Origin of the sequence: Streptomyces sp. NPDC057253 (assembly GCF_042669125.1) — a bacterium.
Classification (GTDB): Bacteria; Actinomycetota; Actinomycetes; order Streptomycetales; family Streptomycetaceae; genus Streptomyces.
The window spans coordinates 1-22,372 of the sequence record NZ_JBHUXV010000033.1; the positions used below are offsets into that span (position 1 = coordinate 1).

22 protein-coding genes are annotated in these 22,372 nt (G+C 71.5%); 13 read left to right on the top strand and 9 right to left on the bottom strand.

The window, feature by feature from the left end:
- Positions 1–21: 21 nt before the first annotated feature.
- On the bottom strand, positions 22–993 hold the full coding sequence (locus ACFULQ_RS19800; protein ID WP_383545615.1) for an LLM class flavin-dependent oxidoreductase: 972 nt from the start codon (positions 991–993) through the stop codon (positions 22–24).
- 87 nt (positions 994–1,080) lie between these two features.
- On the opposite strand from ACFULQ_RS19800, the gene ACFULQ_RS19805 reads away from it, so the two are divergent.
- From ACFULQ_RS19805 to ACFULQ_RS19815, 3 genes are all read left to right on the top strand, one after another.
- Positions 1,081–1,833, top strand: a complete 753-nt coding sequence (locus tag ACFULQ_RS19805; protein ID WP_383545618.1) for a helix-turn-helix domain-containing protein — start codon at positions 1,081–1,083, stop codon at positions 1,831–1,833.
- 358 nt (positions 1,834–2,191) lie between these two features.
- On the top strand, positions 2,192–3,211 hold the full coding sequence (locus ACFULQ_RS19810) for an ATP-binding cassette domain-containing protein (RefSeq protein WP_383545621.1): 1,020 nt from the start codon (positions 2,192–2,194) through the stop codon (positions 3,209–3,211).
- Positions 3,208–4,029, top strand: coding sequence for an ABC transporter permease (locus ACFULQ_RS19815; protein WP_383545624.1), 822 nt, complete (start codon positions 3,208–3,210; stop codon positions 4,027–4,029). Before ACFULQ_RS19810 ends, ACFULQ_RS19815 begins: the two co-directional genes overlap by 4 nt.
- A gap of 19 nt (positions 4,030–4,048) precedes the next feature.
- Here ACFULQ_RS19815 and ACFULQ_RS19820 read toward each other — a convergent pair whose 3' ends face one another.
- Positions 4,049–7,336: a BTAD domain-containing putative transcriptional regulator gene (locus ACFULQ_RS19820; RefSeq protein ID WP_383545627.1), complete on the bottom strand. Its 3,288-nt coding sequence runs from the start codon at positions 7,334–7,336 to the stop codon at positions 4,049–4,051.
- 110 nt (positions 7,337–7,446) lie between these two features.
- Here ACFULQ_RS19820 and ACFULQ_RS19825 point away from each other — a divergent pair, with 110 nt between their 5' ends.
- A complete protein-coding gene (locus tag ACFULQ_RS19825) occupies positions 7,447–8,850 on the top strand; it encodes a recombinase family protein (protein ID WP_383545630.1) in 1,404 nt (467 codons plus the stop codon).
- Positions 8,851–8,918: 68 nt separating this feature from the next.
- A complete protein-coding gene (locus ACFULQ_RS19830) occupies positions 8,919–9,713 on the top strand; it encodes a site-2 protease family protein (protein WP_383545633.1) in 795 nt (264 codons plus the stop codon).
- Here the strand turns inward: ACFULQ_RS19830 and ACFULQ_RS19835 are convergent.
- Together ACFULQ_RS19835 and npdG are read right to left on the bottom strand one after the other, a co-directional pair.
- Complete coding sequence (locus tag ACFULQ_RS19835; RefSeq protein ID WP_356454162.1) at positions 9,703–9,882, bottom strand: hypothetical protein; 180 nt, start codon at positions 9,880–9,882, stop codon at positions 9,703–9,705. The two genes, ACFULQ_RS19830 and ACFULQ_RS19835, sit on opposite strands and share 11 nt — an antisense overlap.
- Before the next feature lie 93 nt (positions 9,883–9,975).
- Positions 9,976–10,680: an NADPH-dependent F420 reductase gene (gene npdG / locus ACFULQ_RS19840; protein ID WP_383545637.1), complete on the bottom strand. Its 705-nt coding sequence runs from the start codon at positions 10,678–10,680 to the stop codon at positions 9,976–9,978.
- A gap of 155 nt (positions 10,681–10,835) precedes the next feature.
- Here npdG and ACFULQ_RS19845 point away from each other — a divergent pair, with 155 nt between their 5' ends.
- Positions 10,836–11,438 (top strand): hypothetical protein, encoded by a 603-nt coding sequence (locus ACFULQ_RS19845; RefSeq protein WP_383545639.1) that lies wholly within the window; start codon positions 10,836–10,838, stop codon positions 11,436–11,438.
- 122 nt (positions 11,439–11,560) lie between these two features.
- A complete protein-coding gene (locus tag ACFULQ_RS19850; RefSeq protein ID WP_383545765.1) occupies positions 11,561–12,817 on the top strand; it encodes an MFS transporter in 1,257 nt (418 codons plus the stop codon).
- Here ACFULQ_RS19850 and ACFULQ_RS19855 read toward each other — a convergent pair whose 3' ends face one another.
- Entirely contained in the window at positions 12,818–13,048 is a 231-nt protein-coding gene (locus ACFULQ_RS19855) for a hypothetical protein (RefSeq protein ID WP_383545642.1), read from the bottom strand.
- Positions 13,049–13,106: 58 nt separating this feature from the next.
- On the opposite strand from ACFULQ_RS19855, the gene map reads away from it, so the two are divergent.
- Together map and ACFULQ_RS19865 are read left to right on the top strand one after the other, a co-directional pair.
- The gene (gene map / locus ACFULQ_RS19860) at positions 13,107–13,964 is read left to right on the top strand and encodes a type I methionyl aminopeptidase (protein WP_383545644.1); all 858 of its coding nucleotides are present in this window, start codon (positions 13,107–13,109) and stop codon (positions 13,962–13,964) included.
- A 123-nt stretch (positions 13,965–14,087) separates the two neighbouring features.
- Complete coding sequence (locus tag ACFULQ_RS19865; RefSeq protein WP_383545647.1) at positions 14,088–14,735, top strand: heme oxygenase (biliverdin-producing); 648 nt, start codon at positions 14,088–14,090, stop codon at positions 14,733–14,735.
- A 12-nt stretch (positions 14,736–14,747) separates the two neighbouring features.
- Here ACFULQ_RS19865 and ACFULQ_RS19870 read toward each other — a convergent pair whose 3' ends face one another.
- Positions 14,748–15,404 carry a PhzF family phenazine biosynthesis protein gene (locus tag ACFULQ_RS19870; RefSeq protein ID WP_383545650.1) on the bottom strand — a complete coding sequence of 219 codons (657 nt, stop codon included), beginning with the start codon at positions 15,402–15,404 and terminating at the stop codon, positions 14,748–14,750.
- A gap of 166 nt (positions 15,405–15,570) precedes the next feature.
- On the opposite strand from ACFULQ_RS19870, the gene efeO reads away from it, so the two are divergent.
- Genes efeO through ACFULQ_RS19890 form a run of 4 tightly spaced genes read left to right on the top strand, consistent with a single transcriptional unit; the run spans position 15,571 to position 19,805 of the window.
- The gene (gene efeO / locus ACFULQ_RS19875; RefSeq protein ID WP_383545653.1) at positions 15,571–16,716 is read left to right on the top strand and encodes an iron uptake system protein EfeO; all 1,146 of its coding nucleotides are present in this window, start codon (positions 15,571–15,573) and stop codon (positions 16,714–16,716) included.
- Between the two features lie 10 nt (positions 16,717–16,726).
- Complete coding sequence (gene efeB, locus ACFULQ_RS19880; protein ID WP_383545656.1) at positions 16,727–17,968, top strand: iron uptake transporter deferrochelatase/peroxidase subunit; 1,242 nt, start codon at positions 16,727–16,729, stop codon at positions 17,966–17,968.
- A 3-nt stretch (positions 17,969–17,971) separates the two neighbouring features.
- Entirely contained in the window at positions 17,972–18,844 is an 873-nt protein-coding gene (gene efeU, locus ACFULQ_RS19885) for an iron uptake transporter permease EfeU (protein ID WP_383545658.1), read from the top strand.
- On the top strand, positions 18,804–19,805 hold the full coding sequence (locus ACFULQ_RS19890) for a hypothetical protein (protein WP_383545660.1): 1,002 nt from the start codon (positions 18,804–18,806) through the stop codon (positions 19,803–19,805). The genes efeU and ACFULQ_RS19890 overlap by 41 nt, the downstream gene beginning before the upstream one ends.
- A 19-nt stretch (positions 19,806–19,824) precedes the next feature.
- Here the strand turns inward: ACFULQ_RS19890 and ACFULQ_RS19895 are convergent, their stop codons facing one another.
- The 3 genes from ACFULQ_RS19895 to ACFULQ_RS19905 all read right to left on the bottom strand — a co-directional run bounded on the left by ACFULQ_RS19895 (position 19,825) and on the right by ACFULQ_RS19905 (position 22,346).
- Entirely contained in the window at positions 19,825–20,562 is a 738-nt protein-coding gene (locus tag ACFULQ_RS19895) for a bifunctional DNA primase/polymerase (RefSeq protein WP_383545663.1), read from the bottom strand.
- 108 nt (positions 20,563–20,670) lie between these two features.
- On the bottom strand, positions 20,671–21,300 hold the full coding sequence (locus ACFULQ_RS19900; RefSeq protein WP_383545666.1) for a TetR/AcrR family transcriptional regulator: 630 nt from the start codon (positions 21,298–21,300) through the stop codon (positions 20,671–20,673).
- Between the two features lie 56 nt (positions 21,301–21,356).
- Positions 21,357–22,346 (bottom strand): small ribosomal subunit Rsm22 family protein, encoded by a 990-nt coding sequence (locus tag ACFULQ_RS19905; RefSeq protein ID WP_383545669.1) that lies wholly within the window; start codon positions 22,344–22,346, stop codon positions 21,357–21,359.
- Positions 22,347–22,372 lie beyond the last annotated feature (26 nt).

Genomic DNA, 22,372 nt, shown 5'->3' on the forward strand with positions numbered 1-22,372 from the left:
GTGATCACCGGGCGCCCCCTTTCATGTCCGCGTCCGGGTCCGCGTCCGGGTCCGCTCCCGCAGAGCCGGGATCAGGTCGGCGAGACGCTCCAGCTGCTCCTGCTGGGCGGACCGGCCCAGGGCACCGAGGCGGACGACCAGATGCCCGGCGCCCGCGGTGGCGTACCGATTCAGCTGGTCGAGGACCTGGTCGGCGGAGCCGGAGACGACCGTCTGGATCCTGCTCAGGTCCTCCAGCGGCATGCCGTAGGTGGCGCGGGCGTAGTCGTCCAGTGCGCGCCGGCCGGCGGCGGGGTCGTCGTCGAGGCGCAGGGAGACGAACAGGGCCGGGGTGATGTCCTCGGCGTGGCGGTGCGCGTCGGCCGCGGCGCCGCGGATCCGCAGGAGACCGGACGCGTAGTCGGCCGGGTCGGGAGGGTAGGGCAGCCACCCGTCGTACAGGCGGCCGGTCCGGGCGAGGGCTGCCGGTGTCGCGCCCCCGAGCCAGATCGGGGGCCCGCCGGGACGGAAGGGCCTGGTGGCGGGCGGGAGGTCGTCGTAGTGGAGGATCTCGCCGTGGAAGGAGTCGGCTCCGGACCACAGGGCCCGCCAGAGGGCGACCGTCTCGTCGAGGCGGGCGAAACGCCGTTCCCACGGGAGGTCGGACAGGGTGTAGAGGGGGCGGCCGAAGCGGCCGGGGAAGCCGGCGCCGACCGCGACGGTGAGCCGGCCGCCGGACAGGAGGTCGAGCGAGGCCAGCGTCTGCGCGGCCTGCACCGGCCGGCGAAGGAACGGCAGCAGGGCAGCCGTCCCCAGCGTGACGGTCTCGGTCGCCGGTGCCAGCGCGGCGAGCATCGTCAGGGCCTCGACGCGCGGGGTGAGCAACGAGTCGTTGACGAACAGGGAGGAGAAACCCGCCTGTTCTGCCCGGCGGCCGAAGGCCACCAGGTCGCGCGGGTCCTCGGTCAGGCCCCACTGGGCCGTGCCGGTCGGAAGCAGTACGCCGATGTCCATGGCAGCGATGCTTCCGGCCGGCGGGAATGGCGACAATTCCCTGCGGGGAATGGCCCGGGCTCCCCCGGCCGCCGTAGAACTGACCGCGTGGACTTCTCCCGCGCGCTCCGCGACCGCCGTACCCGCCGCCGGCTCAGCCAGCTCGACCTGGCGCTGCGGGCGGGCACCACTCAGCGGCACCTCAGCTTCATCGAGTCCGGCAGATCCCGGCCGGGCCGCGCCATGGTCGTACGCCTGGCCGAGTCCCTCGAACTGCCCCTGCGGGAGCGCAACGAGCTGCTGCTGGCGGCCGGATACGCGCCCGTCTACCCGGAGAGCTCGCTCGACGACCCGGTGCTCGCGCCGGTCCGTGCGGCCATCGACCACATCCTGCACGGGCATCTGCCCTATCCGGCGCTGGTCGTGGACCGCGGGGGTGATCTGATCGCCGCGAACAGCGCGTTCGAGCTGCTCACCGAGGGGGCTGCCGCCGAGCTGGTCGGGCCGGGCAGGAACGTCCACCGGCTCGCGCTGCATCCGCAGGGCCTGGCGCCCCGCATCCGCAATCTCGCCGAGTGGGGGCGCCACATCCTCGCCGGCCTCGGCCACGCGTCCGCCCTGCGGGACGAACTCGCCGGGTACCTGCCCGAGTTGGAGCCGTCCGCGGGGCCGCTCGGCTTCGCGGTTCCGCTCCGTCTGGAGTCGTCGTACGGCGAGTTGCACCTGATGACGACGGTGACCACCTTCGCCACCGCCGTGGACGTGACGCTGTCCGAACTGAAACTGGAGGCGTTCCTGCCGGCCAATCCGATGACGACCGAGGCCCTCACCGCCGCGCACACGGACCGGACGGCCGGGTAGTCCTCGACCGCTGCTCCTCGACGCTGTCCGTCTCATGGGCACGGGAACATGTGGTCGGCCCTGATCCGGCCGTCGTCGAGGACGAGAACGACCAGGCCCTCCGTCCAGTACTTCGCATCTGCCGGCCGGCACCGTGTCCCGGCCACACTTGACCACACCGTGCAGGCGGCCGAGGGCCGCGGCGGTCTCCCGGATCTCCGCGGTGGGCTGGAGGACACGGGTGCCGTCCTCGGCCCAGAGCCCTTCGACCGCCTCGCGCCGGGGTGCGGGATGGCCCCGGAGGGTCTGTCGGTGGCCTGTAGTCGCCTGTAGGCGACCTGTCGGTGGTTTGTCGGTGGGGGCTGGCACTGTCCTCGGTATGACGCGAATCGACAAGAACCCCAAGGGCGGGAACACCGCCGTATCCGTGCGGGGGCTGGTCAAGCACTACGGCGAGACCAAGGCGCTGGACGGCGTCGACCTGGATGTGCGCGAGGGCACCGTGATGGGTGTGCTCGGGCCGAACGGAGCCGGGAAGACCACCCTCGTACGGATTCTGTCCACACTGCTGAGCGCCGACTCCGGCACGGCGACCGTCGCCGGCTACGACGTGGCGCGCCAGCCCCGCCAGCTGCGCAAGGTGATCGGGCTCACCGGGCAGTACGCCTCGGTGGACGAGAAGCTCCCCGGCTGGGAGAACCTCTACATGATCGGGCGGCTGCTCGACCTGCCCCGCAAGGAGGCCCGCAGCCGGGCCGACGAGCTCCTTGAGCGGTTCTCGCTGACGGATGCCGCCAAGCGGCCGGCGAGCACCTACTCCGGCGGTATGCGGCGCCGCCTCGACCTCGCCGCCTCGATGATCGGGCGCCCCCAGGTGCTCTTCCTGGACGAGCCCACCACCGGTCTCGACCCGCGCACCCGCAACGAGGTGTGGGACGAGGTCAAGCGGATGGTCGGGGACGGCGTCACCGTCCTGCTGACCACCCAGTACATGGAGGAGGCCGAGCAGCTCGCCTCCGAGCTGACCGTCGTGGACCACGGCAAGGTCATCGCCGACGGCGCCATCGAGGAGCTCAAGGCGAAGGTCGGCGGACGCTCGCTGCGGGTACGGCCCGTCGACCCCCAGCAGCTCCGGCCGCTCGCCGGGTGGATCGACGAGCTCGGCATCACCGGGCTCGCCACCTCCACCGTGGACACCGACAGCGGCACCGTCATCGTCCCGATCCTCAGCGACGAGCAGCTGACCGCCGTGGTCGGCGCGGTCACCGCGCGCGGGGTCACGCTCTCCTCCATCACCACCGAACTGCCCAGCCTGGACGAGGTGTTCCTGTCCCTCACCGGCCACCGCGCCAGTGCCCCGCAGGACGCCACGCCCACCCTCGAGGAGGTCGCCGTATGAGCGCCGCCACCGCCACCGCCACCGCTCTCGACGCCGACGCCCGGATCCCGCTGCGCGGCCACCTGCGCCACACCGGCGCCCTCGTCCGCCGCAACCTGCTGTGGATCCGGCAGGACCCCGAGTCGATGTTCGACGCCCTGCTGATGCCGGTCGTCTTCACCCTGCTGTTCGTCTACGTCTTCGGCGGCTCGATCGGACAGGCCCTGGGCGGCGGACAGGACGGCTATGTCCAGTACGTCATCCCGGGCATGATCGCGATGATGAGCATGACGCTCTCCCAGGGCGTCGGCACCGGCTTCAGCCAGGACTTCAACTCCGGTGTCATGGACCGCTTCCGCTCGCTGCCGATCGGCCGCGGCTCGGTGCTGTTCGCGAAGATCTCCGTGGAACTGCTGCGGATGCTGTTCGCGACCACCGTGCTGATGATCGTGGCCGTCCTGGTCGGGTTCGACATCCACCACTGGGCCGGGCTGTTCGCGGCGGTCGGACTGTCCGCCGTGTTCGCCTCCTCGATCATGTGGGTGTTCCTCACCCTGGGCGTGGTCCTGAAGAACGCCCAGTCCGTGCAGGCGATGGGCTTCCTGGTGCTGTTCCCGCTCCAGTTCGGCTCGTCGATCTTCGCGCCGACGAACTCGATGCCGGGCTGGCTCCAGCACTTCACCGACTACAACCCGCTGTCCACGCTCGCCGACGCGGCCCGTGGCCTGATGGTCGGCGGCCCGGTCGCGCACGACCTGTGGGTGACGCTCGCCTGGTCGGCGGCGATCACGGCGGTGGCGGCACCGTACGCCATCCACAAGTTCCGTACGAAGAACTGACGTCCGGCGTCGGTGCGCGTCACACCAGGGCGGCGGCCTCCTCAGGGGAGAGGCCGCCGCCCTCCGCGTACGCCGACGCGTAGGCCGCGTCGCCGAGCACCGCCCGCAGGTCCTCCTCGGCCCTCCTCCGCAGGATGCGCTCGACGCTCGTCGGGGCGTGGGCGGCAGGCAGCAGTACGTCGCCGACCCGCAGGCAACGGGCGCCGTCCCGGGCGCGGGCCCCGCCCTCGGCACCGGCGAGGGCGATCGCGGCGATGTGCAGATACATGGTGCGCATGTGCGGGGCGATGGTCATCGCCAGCGGGTCCTCGGACTTCTCCAGCGCCCGGCGGGTCAGCCTCAGGCACTCGTCGAAGCAGCCGTCCATCGCCTCCAGCCAGGCTTCCGAGCCGAGGATGAAGGCGTCGAAGACGACGAAGTGGGCGATGCCGAACTGCTGGCGCAGCAGCCGCAGTTGCTCACGCGCCTCGGGGATGCGACCGGTCATGCCGAGCCGGCCGGCGAGGAACATCCGGGCGGCGGGCATCGCCTCGTTGCGGGCGCCGTCCTGGTCGGCGATCACCTCGCGCAGCAGCCGCTCGCCCCGCTCCGCCTCCCCGGTCTCCAGCAGCGCGCTGCCCAGCCGGGCGTTGAGCACGGACCGCTGGGCGCGGGCCCCGAGCTGTTCGGCCCGCTCGATGGCCCGCTCATAGTCGTCGGCCGCGGCCCGCCACTCGCCCTTGCGCTCATGGGCCTCGGCCCGCGCGGAGAGCGCCTCCGCGGTGCCCCACAGGTCGCCGAGCCGCTCGTAGATCTCCAGCGCCTCCTCGGCGTCCTGGATGGCGTCGCCGGCCCAGTCGGAGCGGTTGGCGAGCAGGTTGGCCCGCCACTGGAGGGCCGCGGCGAGCTCCCACTCGTAGCCCGGGGTGGCCCGGCAGGTGTCGACGGTCGCCTTGATGACGACCCGCAACCGCTCCATGTCCCCGGTGAGCATGATGGCGAAGAACCAGAGCGAGCCCGGCATCCGGCAGGTCTGTGCCATGCCCGGCTCGTAGGTGGCGGCGATGGACCGCAGCTTGGCCTGCGCGTGCTGGTTCTGCCAGGCGTCCAACTCGGTGTCCATGCAGGCGAGATGGACGAGATGGGCGCCCCGCCGGGCCTCCTCCAGGACCTCGCCGGTCCAGGGCGGCGGGGTGTCCGTGCAGCGCTCCCACACCGGCTGGGCGGGGCGGACCGGCTCGGTGAACGGGTCGGTGCCGAGCTCCTGCACCTCACGGGACCAGTTGCGGGCCTCGATCCGCAGGTCGCGCATCTGCCAGTACCAGGCGAGCGACAGGATCAGACACAGCCCCTCCTGCTCGTCCCGGGCGGCGACCGCCCGGCGCAGGGCGGTACGGAGGTTCTCGTACTCGCGCTCCAGGCGCCCGATGGCGTCCAGTTGGCGCGGTCCGCGCAGCAACGGGTCGGTGGTGCGGGCGAGTTCGCGGTAGTACGTCAGATGCGCGCGCTCGGCCTCCGCGCGGGTGCCGTCCGTCTCGTCGAGGCGCTCGCCCGCGTACTCGGCGACGGTCTCCAGGAGCCGGTAGCGCATCCCTCCTGCCCCGGAAGGCGCCGCCACGACAAGGGACTTGTCGACGAGCGAGCCGAGCGCCTCCAGGGCGCCGGGCCCGCACACGGCCTCGGCGGCGGCGAGATCGCACCCGCCCGCGAACACCGACAACCGCCGCAGGACGTCCCGCTCCTCCTCGTCCAGCAGGTCCCAGGACCAGTCGACGACGGCCCGCAGGGTCTGCTGGCGGGGCAGCACGGTACGGCTGCCGGAGGTGAGCAGCCGGAAGCGGTCGTCGAGCCGGTCGGCGATCTGACGCGGGGTCAGCATCCGCAGCCGGGCGGCGGCGAGCTCGATACCGAGGGGGAGCCCGTCGAGCCGGCGGCAGATCTCGGCGCACGCCTCCGGGTCCTCGTCCACCCGGAACCCGGGCCTGGCCGCGGCCCCCCGGTCGGCGAGCAGCCGCAGCGCGACCGGTTCCGGCAGCGGCTCCACGGGGCGCAGCAACTCCCCCGGCACACCGAGGGGTTCACGGCTGGTGGCCAGCACGGTCAGCTCCGGGCAGCGCTCCAGGAGCGTCTCCGTCAGCCGGGCGGCCGCGTCGACGACATGCTCGCAGTTGTCGAGGATCAGCACCATGCGCCGCCGGCCGCAGTGCTCGGCGAGCCGGTCCACGGGGTCGTCGAGCCGCTCGCTCCCGGCCGCCCGCATCGCCTCGGCACCGGCGCCGTACAGCACGGTCTCCCGGGCCCCGACGGAGGTGAGCACGGCCTCGGGCACGGCCTCCGGATCGTCCACGGGAGCGAGCTCGGCCAGCCACACCCCGTCCCGGGCCGCCTCCCCCACGGTCTCCCCGGCCTCCTGCGACAGTCGCGTCTTCCCGGCCCCACCGGGCCCGAGCAGCGTGACGAGCCGTGCGCTCGCGAGGTCCCCGCGGATGGCCTCGATGTCGGCTTCCCGGCCGACGAAGGAGGTGAGACGGGCGCGGAGGTTGCCGGGGGGTGGGGTGGGGGGCGCAGCGGGGCCGTCGGCGGCCGGGGCGGGGCGTGCCCGCGGCTGGAGCAACTCCCCGTGCAGAGAGCGCAGTTCGGGTCCCGGGTCCGCTCCCAGACGGTCCGCGAGCAGCTGTCGTACGTCCTCGTAGGCGGCCAGTGCCTCCGCCGTACGGCCGGTGTCGCGCAGGGCGCGCAGGCGCAGGGCCTGGAGGGGCTCGTCCAGGGGGTGGGTGTCGCAGAGGGCGGTCAGTTCGGGCAGGGAGTGGTCGGCGTGGCCGAGGGCGAGCGCGGCGGCGTGCCGGGCGCGCAGGGCGTCCAGCCGCCGGGCCTCGGCCCGGGCCGCCTCGGCGGTACGGTCGGGCAGGTCGGCGAGGGCCGGGCTGCGCCACAGGGCGAGGGCGTCGTCCAGGACCGCGGCCGCCTTCGCGGGGTCGCCGTCGGCCATCGCGCGGGTGCCGTCGCCGGCGAGGCGTTCGAAACGGTGCAGATCGATGTCGTCCGGGGCGGAGTTCAGCCGGTAGCCGCCGTCCACCGAGCCCACGGCCTCCGGCCCGATCACCCTCCTGAGCCGCCCCACCAGCGCCTGCACCGCGCCGGTCGCGTCGGCGGGCGGCTCACCGTCCCACACCTCGTCCACGAGCAGGCTCACGGGGACGGTGCGGCCGGGCCGCAGAGCGAGAACGGTCAACAGAGCACGCAGCCGCGCCCCGCCGACGGGAAGGGCGGTGCCGTCGGAACGGAGTGCCTGGGTGGTGCCGAGGATGCGATAGCGCACGGGGTCCATTCTCACTCCCCATCAGCGCGGTGCGCGCACCCTCCCTTCAGGTGACAAGGCTCCACCAGGCATTTACCTGACTCTCAGTTCCTCAGACACAAGCACACTACGCTCAGGTGATGAGTCGATCACCGAGAGCACTCATCGTCGTGCGACTGACGAACCACACCGAATCGACGACCAGCCCCGAACGCCAACTGCGACAGTGCGAGTCCTTCTGCGCGTCGCGGGGCTGGGAGGTCGTCGGTGTTGCCAGAGACCTGTCCGTCTCCGCCACCGCAGTACCTCCCTGGAAACGTCCGGAACTGTCCCGGTGGCTCGACGACCGCGCACCCGAGTTCGACCTGATTGTCTTCTGGAGACTCGACCGGTTCGTCCGCAGGGTCGGCGACCTGCACCGGATGATCGAGTGGGCCGCGAGCCATGGCGGAAAGGGACTGGTCTCCGCCACCGAACCGTTCGACCTCACGAGCCCCGAAGGACAGGCGACCGCCACCCTGATCGCCACGTTCGCACAGATGGAAGCCCATGCCGCCGCCGAGCGGGTCGGCTCTTCGCGTGCACACCTGCTCATGTCCCCACGGTGGGGCGGCAGTTCACCTCCCTTCGGATATCGCACCTACGCGAAGGACGGTGCGCGATATCTGGAGATCAACCCGGAGACGGCGGACGTCGTCCGGGAAGCCGCTCGACGCGTCATCGGCGGCGAGCCGGTCAACGCCATCTGCCGCGACTTCGAAGTCCGCGGGGTACCCGCCCCCGCGGACACATATCAGCGCAACAAATCCGGCAAGGACTTCGTGTGGTATCCCCGCACCCTGAAGGGAATCCTCACCTCTCCCACCTTGCTGGGGTGGAAGACCCGCAGCGAGGACGTCCCTGGCAAGAAGTACAAGAAGCGAGTACTGGCTCACGACCCTGAGGGCCGCCCCATCCGCGTGGCCGAGGCAGTGTTGGAACAGGATGTCTTCGACGACCTTCAGAAAGCCCTGGCCAGTGCAGCGTCCCCGGTCGGCCGACGCCCCGCGACACCGAGGACACCACTCCTCAACGTGATCAAATGCGGTGGATGCGGGAAGAATCTCCAGCTCCACACCACCAGGAAACGACGCAAGGACGGGACGTACCGGGTCACCGAGAAGATCCGCTGCCTCTCACGGGTCGGCTCTCCGGCATGTCCCGGTTATGTGTTCCCGCCCGACGAGGAGATCACTGCCCCTCTGCGGCGCATGCTGGTCGAAGCAGTGGGAGAGACACCAGTTGTGCACCGTTTATACGTCCAGCGCACCGGAAGCGAAGGAGAGACGGCGGATACGACACCTGCGTCGGGGGAGGATCAGTGGCGGTTCGTCTCTCTCGGTACCACCTTCGCCGAGCGGTGGCGGAACATGGACGTCACTGACCTCGGCAAGGACCTGGCGCACGCCGGCATCACTGTCAGATGCCACCCTCCAGAACACGGCGGCCATGTCCTGGAGGTCCCGGAAAACTTCCACCAGCGCCTTGCGAAGTTCCTGACATAGTCGGGACGGCACGATCACCATCACGGTCGCAGACGTCAGCTCGGCCGCTAGCACCTGGAGCCCCATCCATGGCGACGACCTCTCGCACGAGCGAGCAACGGATCAGCCCGGTCTTCCTCGGAATAGCTGCCGTCACGGCAGTGACCGGCTGGGCCACCTGGACCGGCTTCGCAGAGCTGCCCGGCGTGGCGGTGTTCCTCTTCGTCACCGGCGCCTGGGTGGTATCCCTCTGCCTGCACGAGTACGCACACGCGCGTACCGCACTGCACAGCGGCGACATCACAGTCGGCAGCAAGGGCTACTTGAGCCTCAATCCTCTCGCCTATACACACGCCCTGCTCAGCATCGTGCTGCCGGTGCTGTTCGTGATCATGGGTGGTATCGGTCTGCCCGGCGGCGCGGTCTTCATCGAGCGCAACCGCATCCAGGGGCGCTGGAAGCACAGCCTGATCTCGGCGGCGGGCCCGCTGACGAACGTCCTGTTCGCTGCCGTGTGCACCGCACCCTTCTGGTTGGACGCCCTCGACGGGGTCCCACGGGACTTCCGGTTCGCACTCGCGTTTCTCGCGCTGCTCCAGGTCTCCGCCGCACTCCTGAACTTCCTGCCGGTGCCGGGACTGGACGGCTACGGCGTGATCGAGCCCTGGCTGTCCCACTCCGTCAAGCGCCAGGTGGAGCCCTTTGCGCCGTTCGGCCTGCTGTTCGTGTTCGCACTGCTGTGGGTGCCGGCGGTCAACCACGCGTTCTTCGACGTGATCGACTCGATCCTGGCCTCGCTCGGCATCAACGACCTCGAGACGTACTGCGGCCAGGACCTGTACCGGTTCTGGCAGACGAGCGACTTCTGCTCGGTCAGCGGGTGACGGACTTCGCGGCCCGCCCCCGCTTCAGGTAGTACCAGCACATGTTGGACGACAGCCCCGCCAGCAGCACCCACACGACCCCCAGCCAGCTGCCCTGCACGAAGGAGACGACCGCCGCCGCGACGGCGAGGAGGCAGACGGCGAGGGCGTAAAGGGCGAGGCGGGGCATTTCCACGGGCTCCTGTCAGGGGGACACTGCTGCACTGCGACGACCAGTGTCCCCCATCCCCTCACTCACCCGCGCCCCGCGTCCCGCGCCCCGTCACACGTCCGTGACCCGCAACCCCGCATGCGCCTTGTACCGCCGGTTCACCGAGATCAGGTTGGCGACCAGCGACTCGACCTGGTGGGCGTTGCGCAGGCGCCCCGCGAACACCCCCCGCATCCCGGCGATGCGCCCGGCGAGCGCCTGCACGATCTCGACGTCGGCGCGCTCCTCCCCCAGCACCATCACGTCGGTGTCGATCTCCTCGATGTCCGGGTCCTGGAGGAGTACCGCCGACAGGTGGTGGAAGGCCGCGGTGACCCGGGAGTCCGGAAGCAGCGCGGCCGCCTGCTCCGCCGCGCTCCCCTCCTCCGGCTTCAACGCGTAGGCGCCCTTCTTGTCGAAGCCGAGCGGGTTGACGCAGTCGACGACGAGCTTGCCCGCGAGTTCCCCGCGCAGGGACTCCAGGGTCTTGCCGTGGCCCTCCCAGGGCACGGCGACGATCACGATGTCGCTGCGGCGCGCGGTCTCGGCGTTGTCGGCGCCCTCGACGCCGTGGCCGAGTTCGTCGGCGGCGGCCTGCGCGCGGTCGGCGGCCCGGGAGCCGATGATCACCTTCTGTCCCGCCCTGGCGAGGCGGTAGGCGAGGCCCTTGCCCTGCGGGCCGGTCCCGCCGAGCACGCCGACGACGAGCCCGGAGACGTCGGGCAGGTCCCACGGGTCCTTGGCGGGAGCCTTCTGTGCACTGTCGCTAGAGGTCATGGGCCGACCTTACGTGCGCCCCGCCGACCCCGTCCGCTCAGGTGAGCCGCGTCACGGGCGCCCGCCGGGACCCGCACCGCCCCGGCTGCCCGGTTCGGGGGAATTCGAGGTGAACCACGGGTCGCGACGGACCCGTTGCGGCAGGATGCGGCCCCATGGACGCCGTACGGGTCGCGTTGTTGCGCGAGGTGCTCGCCGGGACCGAGTGGTGGGGGGCCACCCGCCGCTTCGGGGGTGTGCTGCGCGGCTCGGTGGTCTCGCACGGCGGTGGGCTGCTCCTGGTCGGCACACCGGAGTACGAGCCGTGGCATCTGGCGGCCCATCTGGTCGACGAGGCCGCGTGGTCCGGCACCCCGGAGCTGGCGCCCACTCTCGTACGGCACGACGCGCGCCCCTCCGACCCCGCGCATCTGTCGGTCGGTCCCGGCCGGCTGGCCGCGGCCCGGCGCGGCGAGACCCTCCTGGTGGTCTCCCCGACCGGCCCGGACGCACCCCTGCTGGAGCACGTCCACGACGCCCGCCGGGCCGGGGCGACGATCCTCGCCCTCGGTCCGGGCGAGGGCGAACTCCCCGCGATGGCCCATGAGTCGCTCGCCGTGCCGGAGGGCACGGACCTCGATCTGGACACCGTGCAGCACCTGGTCAGCGCGGCGGCCGGGGAGAACGCCGTGCCCGCCCCCCGGGGGCCCCGGCGTCTCCGGGACCGCCTCTCACGCCTGGCCGACCACCTGACGGCGCCCCCGCCGACGCGCTGGTAGCCGGTCACCCGGCGGGCCTGGGGCGGGGCGATGCGAAACTCGGTTGCCGCCGCCTCGCCCGGCCCCGACCATGGCCCTTCGTGACCGACGACATCCCCGAACCCCCTTCCGGCCTGCGCGCCATGCTCCCGGACCTCGCCCCCTGGCGGGCCTCCCGGGACTTCCGGCGGCTCTGGTACTCGGGGCTGATCTCGAACTTCGGCAGCTTCCTGACCTTCGTCGCGCTGCCGGTGCAGTTGAAGGAGCTCACCGGGTCCGCGGCCGCGGTGGGGGCGATCGGCGCCGTGGAGCTGGTCCCGCTGCTCGTCTTCGGGCTGTACGGCGGCGCGCTCGCCGACGCCTGGGACAAGCGGAAGCTGATCGTGTGGACGGAGGTCGGGCAGGGCCTGCTGAGTGCCGCGCTGCTGCTCAACGCGCTGCTCCCGCAGCCCGCCGTGTGGCCGCTGTACCTGGTCGCCGCGCTGTCCTCCGCCCTGGTCTCGGTGCAGCGCCCGGCGCTGGACTCGCTGTGGCCGCGGATCGTGGCCCACGACCACCTCCCGGCGGCGGGCTCGCTGAACGCCTTCCGCTGGACGGTCGGTGGGGTCGCGGGGCCGGCGCTGGCGGGCGTGGTGGTGGCCTACGCGGGGCTCGGCTGGGCGTACGGCGCGGACCTGCTGACCTTCGTCGTCTCGGTCGCCCTGGTCGTACGGATCGCGGCGGCCCCCGCCTCCCACGAGGCGGCGAAGCCCTCGCTGCGGGCGATCGCGGAGGGCGCCCGGTACGCGTGGAGCCGCAAGGAGCTGCTCGGCACCTACGCCGTCGACCTGGCCGCGATGTTCCTGGCGATGCCGCTGGCGGTGCTGCCGTTCCTCGCGGACGAGCTGGACGCCGAGTGGTCGCTGGGCCTGATGTACGCGGCCGTCCCGCTGGGCGCGCTGCTGGTGAGCCTGGTCAGCGGCTGGACCGGGCGGATCCACCGGCACGGGCGGATGGTGGTGCTCTCCGCGGCGCTGTGGGGGCTGGCGATCGCGGCGGCCGGGGTGATGAGCAATGTCTGGCTGGTGCTGCTGTTCCTGACCGTGGCCGGAGGCTGCGACATGGTCAGCGGGATCTTCCGGGGGATCATGTGGAACCAGACGATCCCGGACGAGCTGCGGGGGCGGCTCGCCGGGATCGAACTGCTGTCGTACTCGGTGGGCCCGACCGTCGGCCAGGTCCGCAGCGGTGGTTTCGCCGCCTGGTGGGGCGTGCGGGCCTCCGTCTGGTCGGGCGGGGTGCTGTGCGCGGGCGCGGTGGGCCTGCTGGCCCTGTGTCTGCCGAAGCTGATGACGTACGACGCCCGCACCGATGTGCACGCGGCCCGGGTCAGGGAGCAGCGGGCCGCCGCCCGGGTCTGATCAGTCGTCGTCGCGGCCCCCCGCCGGGGCGTCGTGCCACTTCGGGTCGTTCTCCCATTCGAGGTTGCGCTCGCGGGCCGTCTCCATCGCGTGCTCGGCCTCCTGGCGGGTCGCGTAGGGCCCGAAGCGGTCCTTGGCCGGGCAGTCCGGCCCCTCCTCGACCCGCTTGTGCTGGAGGCAGTAGTACCACTCCCCCGCCTTGCCGACCGTGCGCTTCTTGAACAAGGGCATGTCCCGCTCCTCTCGCCACCGACATGTTCCCCCATCGCCGCTGGATAGACTCGTCGGCATGTCTGGCCAGTCACTGCTCGTGCCCGGGGCGCTGTCCCCCACCCGTTCCGTGCCCGGAAACATCCGTCGCCCCGAGTACGTCGGCAAGCCCGCGCCGACGCCGTACACGGGTCCGGAGGTGCAGACCCCGGAGACCGTCGAGGCGATGCGGATCGCCGGCCGTATCGCGGCGCGGGCGATGGCGGAGGCGGCGAAGCTCATCGCGCCCGGGGTGACCACCGACGAGCTGGACAAGGTGGCGCACGAGTACATGTGCGACCACGGCGCCTACCCTTCGACGCTCGGCTACCGGAACTTCCCGAAGTCCCTGTGCACCAGCGTCAACGAGGTGATCTGCCACGGCATTCCGGACTCCACGGTCCTGCGCGACGGCGACATCATCAACCTCGACGTGACGGCGTACATCGGAGGTGTGCACGGCGACAACAACGCGACGTACCTGGTCGGGGACGTGGACGAGGAGAGCCGGCTGCTGGTCGAGCGCACCCGGGAGTCGCTGGCCCGGGCGATCAAGGCGGTCAGGCCGGGCCGCCAGATCAACATCATCGGCCGGGTCATCGAGTCGTACGCCAAGCGCTTCGGGTACGGCGTGGTCCGCGACTTCACGGGCCATGGCATCAACTCGTCGTTCCACTCGGGCCTGATCATCCCGCACTACGACAGCCCGCACGCGACGACGGTGATGCGGCCCGGGATGACCTTCACCATCGAGCCGATGCTGACGCTCGGCACGCACGAGTACGACATGTGGGACGACGGCTGGACGGTCGTCACGAAGGACCGGAAGCGCACTGCGCAGTTCGAGCACACGCTGGTGGTGACGGAGGACGGGGCGGAGATCCTGACCCTGCCGTAGCGAGGCCCTCGAAAGCGCTGGACCCGCCCCCCGGCCGGGGCGGGTCTTTTCTTGTACCCTTTTACCGACAGACCGTCGGCAAACCTATTGACTTAGGTAAGCCTAACCTCAGAGGATGGGCGCATGGACTCCTTCTCGACGGTCATCCGCACCGCGTCCCACGAACAGCACGTCGAGGCGGAGACCTCGACGTTCATGAGCGACCTGCTCGGCGGCCGACTGGGCCGGGACGCGTACGCCAGGTACACCGAGCAGCTGTGGTTCGTCTACGAGGCGCTGGAGACCGGTACCGAGAGGCTGGCGTCCGATCCGGTGGCGGGTTCCTTCGTCCGGCCGGAGCTGTTCCGGCTGCGGGCGCTGGAGCGGGACCTGGCGCATCTGCGCGGGCCGCGGTGGCGCGAGGGCCTGTCGGCGCTGCCCGCCACGCGGGTCTACGCGGACCGGGTGCGCCACTGTGCCGAGCAGTGGCCGGCGGGCTACATCGCCCACCACTACACCCGCTACCTGGGCGACCTGTCCGGGGGCCAGATCATCCGCGACAAGGCGGAGAAGACCTGGGGCTTCGAGAAGAAGGGCGACGGCGTCCGCTTCTACGTCTTCGAGGAGATCCCGAACCCGGCCGCGTTCAAGCGGGGTTACCGCGAACTGCTGGACGGGATCCGCGCGGACGACCTGGAGAAGCAGCGGATCGTGACGGAGTGCAAGCGTGCCTTCGCCCTGAACACGGACGTCTTCCGAGCCCTGGGCGAGGAGTTCCGGCTCAGTGCGTAGACCCGGACAGGGCTAGCGTTCCGGTTGGCGTTCCAGGATGACTCGGCCGCCGAGTTCGACCCAGCCGTACGGCTGGGGGGCCGTGAGGAGCTGGGAGCCGGCGCCCTGGGTGATGTTGAGGGCTCGGCCCAGTTCCGCGGTCAGCTGGAGGGCCGCCGCTCCCGTCGCCTCGTCCTCCTCGACGCCGTCGCCCCGGCCGGGGAATCCGCGGGCCCGGACGCGTCCGGCGGCCTCGTCCTCCCACGCCCAGGCGTAGATCCACTCGCCCGCCGGGGGCACCGCCAGGTCGTCGACCTCGGCGGCGGAGCCGTACTGCCGGAACGTCCGCGGCGCCGCCCACTCCGCCCGTGCCTCGATCCAGCTGAACTCCCCGTCGAGCCGGGCCCCCACGGCCCCGGCGGCGGTGACCAGCTCGGGCACGTCCAGCAGCCAGGCCGCGCCGACACACGGGTACCCGGCGAACGCCAGCCGCACGGAGGGCGTGTAGATGTCGATGACACCGCGCTCGGGGTCGTCCACGAACACGGTCTCGCTGAAGCCGAGCTTGGCGGCGAACGCCTGCCGCTCGTCCCGGTCCGGCAGCACGGATCCCTCGCGGACGACGCCCAGCTCATTGCCGTAGCCGCCGTTCGGCGCGCAGAAGACGCGCAGCACGTCGTAGTCAGTCACGGGGGAATTGAAGCACCTGGGGAACGCGGCTCGCCGCCGCCTCCGCGCACCGGCGCGAGCGGGACCCTTTGAACATCCCTTGACCTTTACTTGACGGTTATTTTGAGCCAAAGATAGATAAGCCTCAGATAAGTTAGGCGAGCCTATCCAACCCTCAGGAGCCTGCATGCGCGCCGTCAGACTGTCCGTCGTCACCGCCACCGCCGTGGCGGCCCTCACCGCCGTGACGGGGTGCACGGAGAAGGGAAGCTCCGGCGACAGCGACCGCGTGATCGACGTGACCGCCACCGACAGCAAGTGCGAGGTCTCCAAGAAGGAGTTCCCGGCTGGCCACGTCGAGCTGGCGATCGAGAACAAGGGCTCCAAGGTCACCGAGGTCTACGTCCTCTTCCCGGACGACCGGATCGTCACCGAGCGCGAGAACATCGGCCCCGGCACCAAGCACAAGGTCACCGCCGAGATCAAGGCCGGCGACTACACGATCGCCTGCAAGCCCGGCATGAAGGGCGACGGCATCCGCCAGACCGTGAAGGCCACCGGCGGGACCGTGGCCAAGCGCGACCCGCGCCTCGACTCGGCCGTCGCCGCCTACCGCCAGTACGCGCAGGAGCAGGCCGACGCCACCCTGCCGCTGGCGAAGACGTTCGCCGCCGCGGTCAAGGCCGGTGACCTCGAGGCCGCCAAGAAGGCCTACGCCCCCTCCCGCATCGGCTGGGAGCGCACCGAGCCGGTCGCCGAGTCCTTCGGTGACATCGACCCCAAGGTCGACGTCCGCGAGGACGGCCTGGAGGACGGCCAGAAGTGGACCGGCTGGCACCGCCTGGAGAAGTCCCTCTGGCAGGACAAGAAGATCACCGCCGAGGACAAGACCCTCGCCGACCAGCTGATCACCGACCTCACCGACTGGCAGAAGCGGGTCGGCAAGGCGGACATCACCCCGACCTCCATGGCCAACGGCGCCAAGGAGCTTCTCGACGAGGTCGCCACCGGCAAGGTCACCGGCGAGGAGGAGCGCTACTCGCACACCGACCTCGTCGACTTCAAGGCCAATGTCGAGGGCGCCGAGAAGTCCTACGAGCTGCTGAAGCCGGTCGCCAAGGAGAACAACGCGGCCCTGGTCGCCGAGCTCGACAAGCAGTTCGCGGCGCTGGACGCGCTGCTGGACAGGTACCGGGCCGACAAGACGTCATACGACTTCACCTCCTACGACAAGGTCGGCGACGCCGATCGCAAGCAGCTGTCGGACGGGGTGAACGCGCTCGCCGAGCCGCTGTCCAAGCTCGCCGCCGCCGTCGTCGCCAAGTCCTCCTGAGGCAGGGGCCATGACCGACACGGAGAAAGCCCCGGCGCCCTCGCGCCGTACGCTCATCGGCTGGGGCGGGGCCGGGCTCGCGCTCGGTGCCGCCGCGGCCGGGGGCGCGGTCGCGCTGACCCGGGAGGGCGACGACCTCCAGCCCACGGCCGCCGAGGCGGGCGCCGCCGTCGACTTCCACGGCACCCACCAGGCCGGTATCGCCACCCCCGTCCAGGACCGGCTGCACTTCGCCGCGTTCGACGTGACGACCGAGGACCGCGCCGAGTTCGTGCAGATGCTCAAGGACTGGACGGCCGCGGCCCGGCGGATGACCGCCGGGAAGGCGGTCGGTGAGGGGGCGTACGGCGGTCTCGCCGAGGCCCCGCCGGACGACACCGGGGAGGCGCTCGGGCTCAAGCCGTCGCGGCTGACCCTCACCCTCGGCTTCGGCCCGTCCCTGTTCGAGAAGTTCGACCTGGCCGGGCAGCGGCCCGAGGCGCTCGTCGACCTCCCGCAGTTCGCCGGGGACAACCTGGACAAGAACCGCAGCGGCGGCGACCTCTGTGTGCAGGCCTGCGCGGACGACCCGCAGGTCGCCGTGCACGCGATCCGCAACCTGGCCCGGATCGGCTTCGGCAAGGTCGTCATCAAGTGGTCGCAGCTCGGCTTCGGCAAGACGTCCTCCACCACGCCCGACGCGCAGACCCCGCGCAACCTGATGGGCTTCAAGGACGGCACCCGCAACATCGCGGGCACCGAGACGGACCGGCTGGAGAAGTTCGTCTGGGCCGAGGGGCCCGGCTGGATGAAGGGCGGCTCCTACCTCGTCGCCCGCCGGATCCGCATGCACATCGAGACCTGGGACCGCACCTCGCTCCAGGAGCAGGAGGACATCTTCGGCCGGGACAAGGGCGAGGGCGCCCCGGTCGGCAAGGCCAAGGAGCGCGACAAGCCGTTCCTGCCGGCGATGAAGCCCGACGCGCACGTCCGGCTCGCGCACCCCGACTCCAACGGCGGGGCGACGATCCTGCGCCGCGGCTACTCCTTCACCGACGGCACGGACGGCCTGGGCCGGCTGGACGCGGGGCTGTTCTTCCTGGCGTACATGAAGGACGTCCGCGAGGGCTTCATCCGCATCCAGCGTCACCTCGCCACGGACGCGCTCAACGAGTACATCCAGCACGTGGGTTCGGCGGTCTTCGCCGTCCCGCCCGGCGTCCGCGACACGGACGACTGGTGGGGCAGCGCGCTGTTCTCCAAGGAGGCCTGACCCGTGTTCTCCAACTACCTGATCGGTCTGCGCGAGGGCCTGGAGGCCTCTCTCGTCGTCTGCATCCTCATCGCCTACCTGGTGAAGACGGGCCGCCGGGACGCCCTGAAGCCCATCTGGACCGGCATCGGCGTGGCGGTCGCGCTCGCCCTGGGCTTCGGCTGCGCGCTCGAATTCGGCTCCCAGGAGCTGACGTTCGAGGCCCAGGAGGCGCTCGGCGGCTCCCTGTCGGTCCTCGCGGTCGCCCTGGTGACGTGGATGGTCTTCTGGATGAAGCGCACCGCCCGGCACCTGAAGTCCGAGCTGCACGACAAGCTGGACGTGGCCCTCCAGATGGGCACGGGCGCGCTGGTCGCCACCGCGTTCCTCGCCGTCGGCCGCGAGGGCCTGGAGACCTCCCTGTTCGTGTGGACGTCCGTGCACGCGGCCGGTGACGGCACCCCGCGCCCGCTGATCGGCGCGGCCCTGGGCATCCTCACGGCGGTCGTCCTGGGCTGGCTGTTCTACCGCGGCGCCCTGCGCATCAACCTCTCCAAGTTCTTCACCTGGACCGGCGGCATGCTGGTCGTCGTGGCCGCGGGCGTGCTGGCGTACGGCTTTCACGACCTCCAGGAGGCGGACTGGCTGCCCGGCCTGAACGACAGGCTCTTCGACATCAGCGACACCATCCCGCCCGACAGCTGGTACGGCACCCTCCTCAAGGGCGTGTTCAACTTCCAGCCGGACCCGACGGTCCTTCAGGTCACGGTGTGGCTGCTGTACTTGATCCCGACGCTCGCGCTGTTCCTGGTCCCGGTAGGGTTCGCCTCCGGGAAGGGGAAGGTGAAGGCACCTGATGAGCAGGGATCGCGGCCCTCGAAGGCCCCGCAGGCTTGACCGGAGCGCACTGATAGCAACCTCGGTGACCGCTTTGTCGTTGACGGCGAGCGGATGCGTGGTGGTGCACGGCGAGCGGGAGGTGCTTCCCGCGACCACCAAGGCGGAGGCCGCCAAGGCGCTGGAACAGTTCACGAACGCGTACAACGCGGCGGACAAGGCGTACGACAGCTCGCTGGACGCCGCCCATGTCACCGGCGCGCTCGGCGCCATCGACGCGGCGCGGCTGAAGGCCGGGAAGACCAACAGCCCCGGCGGCAACAGCACGCACACACCGCTGAAGCTGTCGGACGTCACGTACACCATCCCGAAGAAGGCGGGCTGGCCGCGCTGGTTCGTCGCCGACGCGGCCGGCAACAAGGGCGGCACCGCGCGCTGGCTGCTGGTGTTCACCCGCAACGGTCTGAACGAGCCGTTCCAGGTGGCGTATCTGACGCTGGTGGCCGAGGGCAAGGTGCCGGAGTTCAAGAAGGACGCCGACGGCTGGGCCGAGGCGGTTCCGGCGAACTCGACCGACCTGGCCGCCGCGCCCGAGGACCTCAGCAAGGACTACACGAGCTATCTGAAGGACGGCGGGGACGTCTTCGCGGACGGCACCCACACCAGCGTGTGGCGGGCGGACCGGGCCAAGAGCGCCATCAGGCCGGGCCTGGCCACCCAGTACATCGACGAGCCGCTGACGAACGACACCTACGCGCCGCTGGCGCTGCGCACGAAGGACGGCGGGGCGCTGGTGTTCTTCGCCACGCACCACTACGTGAAGCAGACCGCGCACGCGGGTACGGCGATCCCCTCCCCCGGCGAGGCGGCGCTCGCGCTGACCAAGGGCGAGATCAAGCAGTCGCTGACGATGGAGTTCGTCTCCAACGAGGTGGCTCTCGACCCGGCGAAGGGCGCGGGCGGCCAGAAGGTCGCCGTGCTCGGGCGGATCCAGGGGCTGACGTCCGCGGAGGGGTCGTAGCGGGCCTTTCGAGGAGCCGCTAGCGGCGCAGGGGCCAGGCCGCGTGCGCGTGGTCCGGTTCCTGGCCGGCGTGCCGGGCGCAGGCGTCGGTGAGGAACTCCAGCAGGCTCAGCGGGTCGGGCAGCGGGTGTTCGGGGCCGCGGACCCAGTGCACGGCCTGGTCGCCGGGCAGCCGGGCGGGCGGTACGAGGACGTAGGAGCCGCGGCAGTGCCAGCGCAGGCCGGGGTGTTCGTCCGCGGTCTCGGGGTGGCAGTCCAGCTCGCAGGGCCACCACTCGTCCTCGTCCTCGGGAGTGCCGCGGGTGAGGGTGAAGAAGAGGAGCCGGCCGTCGTCGCTCTCGGCGACCGGGCCGACCTCGACGCCGGCGGCGAGCAGCCGCTCCAGGGCCTCCCGGCCGGCTTCCAGGGGGACGTCCAGGACGTCGTGGACCATGCCGGTGGCGGTGATGAAGTTGGCCTGCGGCTGGTTCCTGGCCCAGCGCTCGATCTGCCCGCGGTCGGTGGTCGACTGGGTCTGCCAGGCGAAGGACACGGGGTGCCGGGCGGGGGTGGGACAGCCGACGCGGTCGCAGGAACACCGGTAGTCGGCGGTGGGATACGCGGCGGGTGCGAGCGGGAGTCCCGCGGAGACGGCGGCCAGCAGCAGACTCTCGCGACCGCCGTCGTCCCCGGCGGCGGTCTCCTTGGGCCGGCGTCCGCGCAGCCACTGGGAGAGTTTGCCCTGCAGGCCCGTCCGGCCCCCCGACTCCGCGCTCATCTATCGCCCTCGCCTCGCTGTCGTACAAAACAGCATGCCCTATGGTCCCACCTTCCTCCGATTCGGGGGCCCGGAGCGGATATGTGTGCGGGCGGCCCGGCAGACGGCTCAGCGAGGGGCGAGGCCGTGCAGGGCGTAGTCGACGAGGGTGTCGGTGTAGTCGTAGGAGATCGGGCCGGTGTACTGGAGCCAGCGCTGGGCGAGCGGGGAGACCCAGAGTTCGAGGGCGATGCGGGGGTCGACCTCGGGGCGGACCTGTCCGGCCTCCTGGGCGGCGCGCACGCGGTCGACGTAGAGCTGGAGCGAGGGTTCGAGGAGTTTGGCCACGAAGATCCGGCCGACCTGTTCGTTGACGACGCCTTCCGCGGCCAGGGCGCGGGAGGGGGCTTCGAAGCGGGGGTCCTTGAGCTGGTCGACGGTCATGCGCAGGACGGCCTTGAGGTCGGCGGCGAGGTCCCCGGTGTCCGGGATGGCGTACGCCTCGCCGGGAGCGGCCTCCTGTGCGGCCTGTTCGCTCAGGTCGAGGAAGGCCTCCAGCAGCACCTCCGCCTTCGAGGACCACCAGCGGTAGATGGTCTGCTTGCCGACACCGGCCCGCGCGGCGATGCCCTCGACGGTGGTCCTGGGGTAGCCGACCTCGGCGACGAGGTCGAGGGCGGCGTCGTAGATCGCCCGCCGGGACTTCTCACTGCGACGGGTGGCGTCGGGGGCGGACTGCTTGGGCTTCTGGGTGGCCATGGGCCGAACCTACCAGCGGACAAGACGGTGCGTCTCGCCGGAGAGCCTCGGTGCGGTCAGGGGGCCTGCGGGGGCCAGGGGGCGCCCCAGGTGGTGTCTCTCGCCGTCTTGTACAGGTCGCCGTGGCGTTTGGTGATCGTGCGGCGGGTCAGGTGTCCGTCGGGTTCGCAGAGGTCGAGGAGGACCTGGCCCTTGCGGATCTGAGGGCGGCGGACGATGCGGGCGGGGGCCGGGGTGGTCGGGAGGCGGGTGGCGGCCACGTAGCTGAACTTCTCGTCCTCGTACGGCAGGGAGCCGCCCTTGACCTTGCGGTGCAGGGACGAGCGGCTGACGCGCGTCGCGAAGTGGCACCAGTCCTCGCCGGGCACGATCGGGCAGGCGGCGCTGTGCGGACAGGGCGCGGCGACCCGGAGGCCGGCGGCGATCAGGCGGTCGCGGGCCTCGATGACGCGGGCGTAGCCGGCCGGGGTGCCGGCCTCGACGATCACGACCGCCCGGGCCCCTGCCGCCGCGGTGTCCACCAGGGTGGTGCGGTCGTCCGGAGTCAGCTCGTTGAGGACGTACGAGACCGTGACCAGGTCCGTGGCGGGCAGCGTGAGGTCCTTGCCGATCCGGGCCCGCTGCCAGCGCGCGGCACGCAGGGCCGGGTGGGCGGCGGCGATCTCACGGCCGAGCGCGAGGGCGGGTTCGGACCAGTCGAGCACGGTGACCTCACGGTCGCCGGACCAGGTGGCGGCGGCGGCCCAGGTCGCGGCACCGGTGCCGCCGCCGATGTCGGTGTGGCTCGCGGGTGTCCAGTCCGGGGTCGCCTCGGCGAACGCCTCCAGCGCCGCGTGGACCGCCTCGAAGGTCGCGGGCATGCGGTAGGCGGCGTAGGCGGCCACGTCCGCCCGGTCGCGCAGGATCGGGGCGTCGGTGGGCGTGGCTCCGCGGTAGTTGGCGATCAGCCGGTCCACCGCCTGGGCCGCCTGCTTCGGGGGAAGGCCGTCGAGGAGGCCGGCGAGGGCGGCGCGGAGGGTCTCGGACGGGAGTACGGGGGCGGTCACCCGGTGATTCTAGGGGCGCCCGGGCG

Coding starts and splice junctions, on each gene's coding strand:
- npdG (WP_383545637.1), bottom strand. CDS start 10,680: ATGACCTCTAGCGACAGTGCACAGAAGGCTCCCGCCAAGGACCCGTGG.
- ACFULQ_RS19890 (WP_383545660.1), top strand. CDS start 18,804: ATGAGCAGGGATCGCGGCCCTCGAAGGCCCCGCAGGCTTGACCGGAGC.
- ACFULQ_RS19830 (WP_383545633.1), top strand. CDS start 8,919: ATGGCGACGACCTCTCGCACGAGCGAGCAACGGATCAGCCCGGTCTTC.
- ACFULQ_RS19825 (WP_383545630.1), top strand. CDS start 7,447: ATGAGTCGATCACCGAGAGCACTCATCGTCGTGCGACTGACGAACCAC.
- ACFULQ_RS19835 (WP_356454162.1), bottom strand. CDS start 9,882: ATGCCCCGCCTCGCCCTTTACGCCCTCGCCGTCTGCCTCCTCGCCGTC.
- map (WP_383545644.1), top strand. CDS start 13,107: ATGTCTGGCCAGTCACTGCTCGTGCCCGGGGCGCTGTCCCCCACCCGT.
- ACFULQ_RS19850 (WP_383545765.1), top strand. CDS start 11,561: ATGCTCCCGGACCTCGCCCCCTGGCGGGCCTCCCGGGACTTCCGGCGG.
- ACFULQ_RS19800 (WP_383545615.1), bottom strand. CDS start 993: ATGGACATCGGCGTACTGCTTCCGACCGGCACGGCCCAGTGGGGCCTG.
- ACFULQ_RS19810 (WP_383545621.1), top strand. CDS start 2,192: ATGACGCGAATCGACAAGAACCCCAAGGGCGGGAACACCGCCGTATCC.
- ACFULQ_RS19900 (WP_383545666.1), bottom strand. CDS start 21,300: ATGGCCACCCAGAAGCCCAAGCAGTCCGCCCCCGACGCCACCCGTCGC.
- ACFULQ_RS19865 (WP_383545647.1), top strand. CDS start 14,088: ATGGACTCCTTCTCGACGGTCATCCGCACCGCGTCCCACGAACAGCAC.
- ACFULQ_RS19820 (WP_383545627.1), bottom strand. CDS start 7,336: ATGGACCCCGTGCGCTATCGCATCCTCGGCACCACCCAGGCACTCCGT.
- ACFULQ_RS19855 (WP_383545642.1), bottom strand. CDS start 13,048: ATGCCCTTGTTCAAGAAGCGCACGGTCGGCAAGGCGGGGGAGTGGTAC.
- ACFULQ_RS19815 (WP_383545624.1), top strand. CDS start 3,208: ATGAGCGCCGCCACCGCCACCGCCACCGCTCTCGACGCCGACGCCCGG.
- efeB (WP_383545656.1), top strand. CDS start 16,727: ATGACCGACACGGAGAAAGCCCCGGCGCCCTCGCGCCGTACGCTCATC.
- ACFULQ_RS19845 (WP_383545639.1), top strand. CDS start 10,836: ATGGACGCCGTACGGGTCGCGTTGTTGCGCGAGGTGCTCGCCGGGACC.
- ACFULQ_RS19895 (WP_383545663.1), bottom strand. CDS start 20,562: ATGAGCGCGGAGTCGGGGGGCCGGACGGGCCTGCAGGGCAAACTCTCC.
- efeO (WP_383545653.1), top strand. CDS start 15,571: ATGCGCGCCGTCAGACTGTCCGTCGTCACCGCCACCGCCGTGGCGGCC.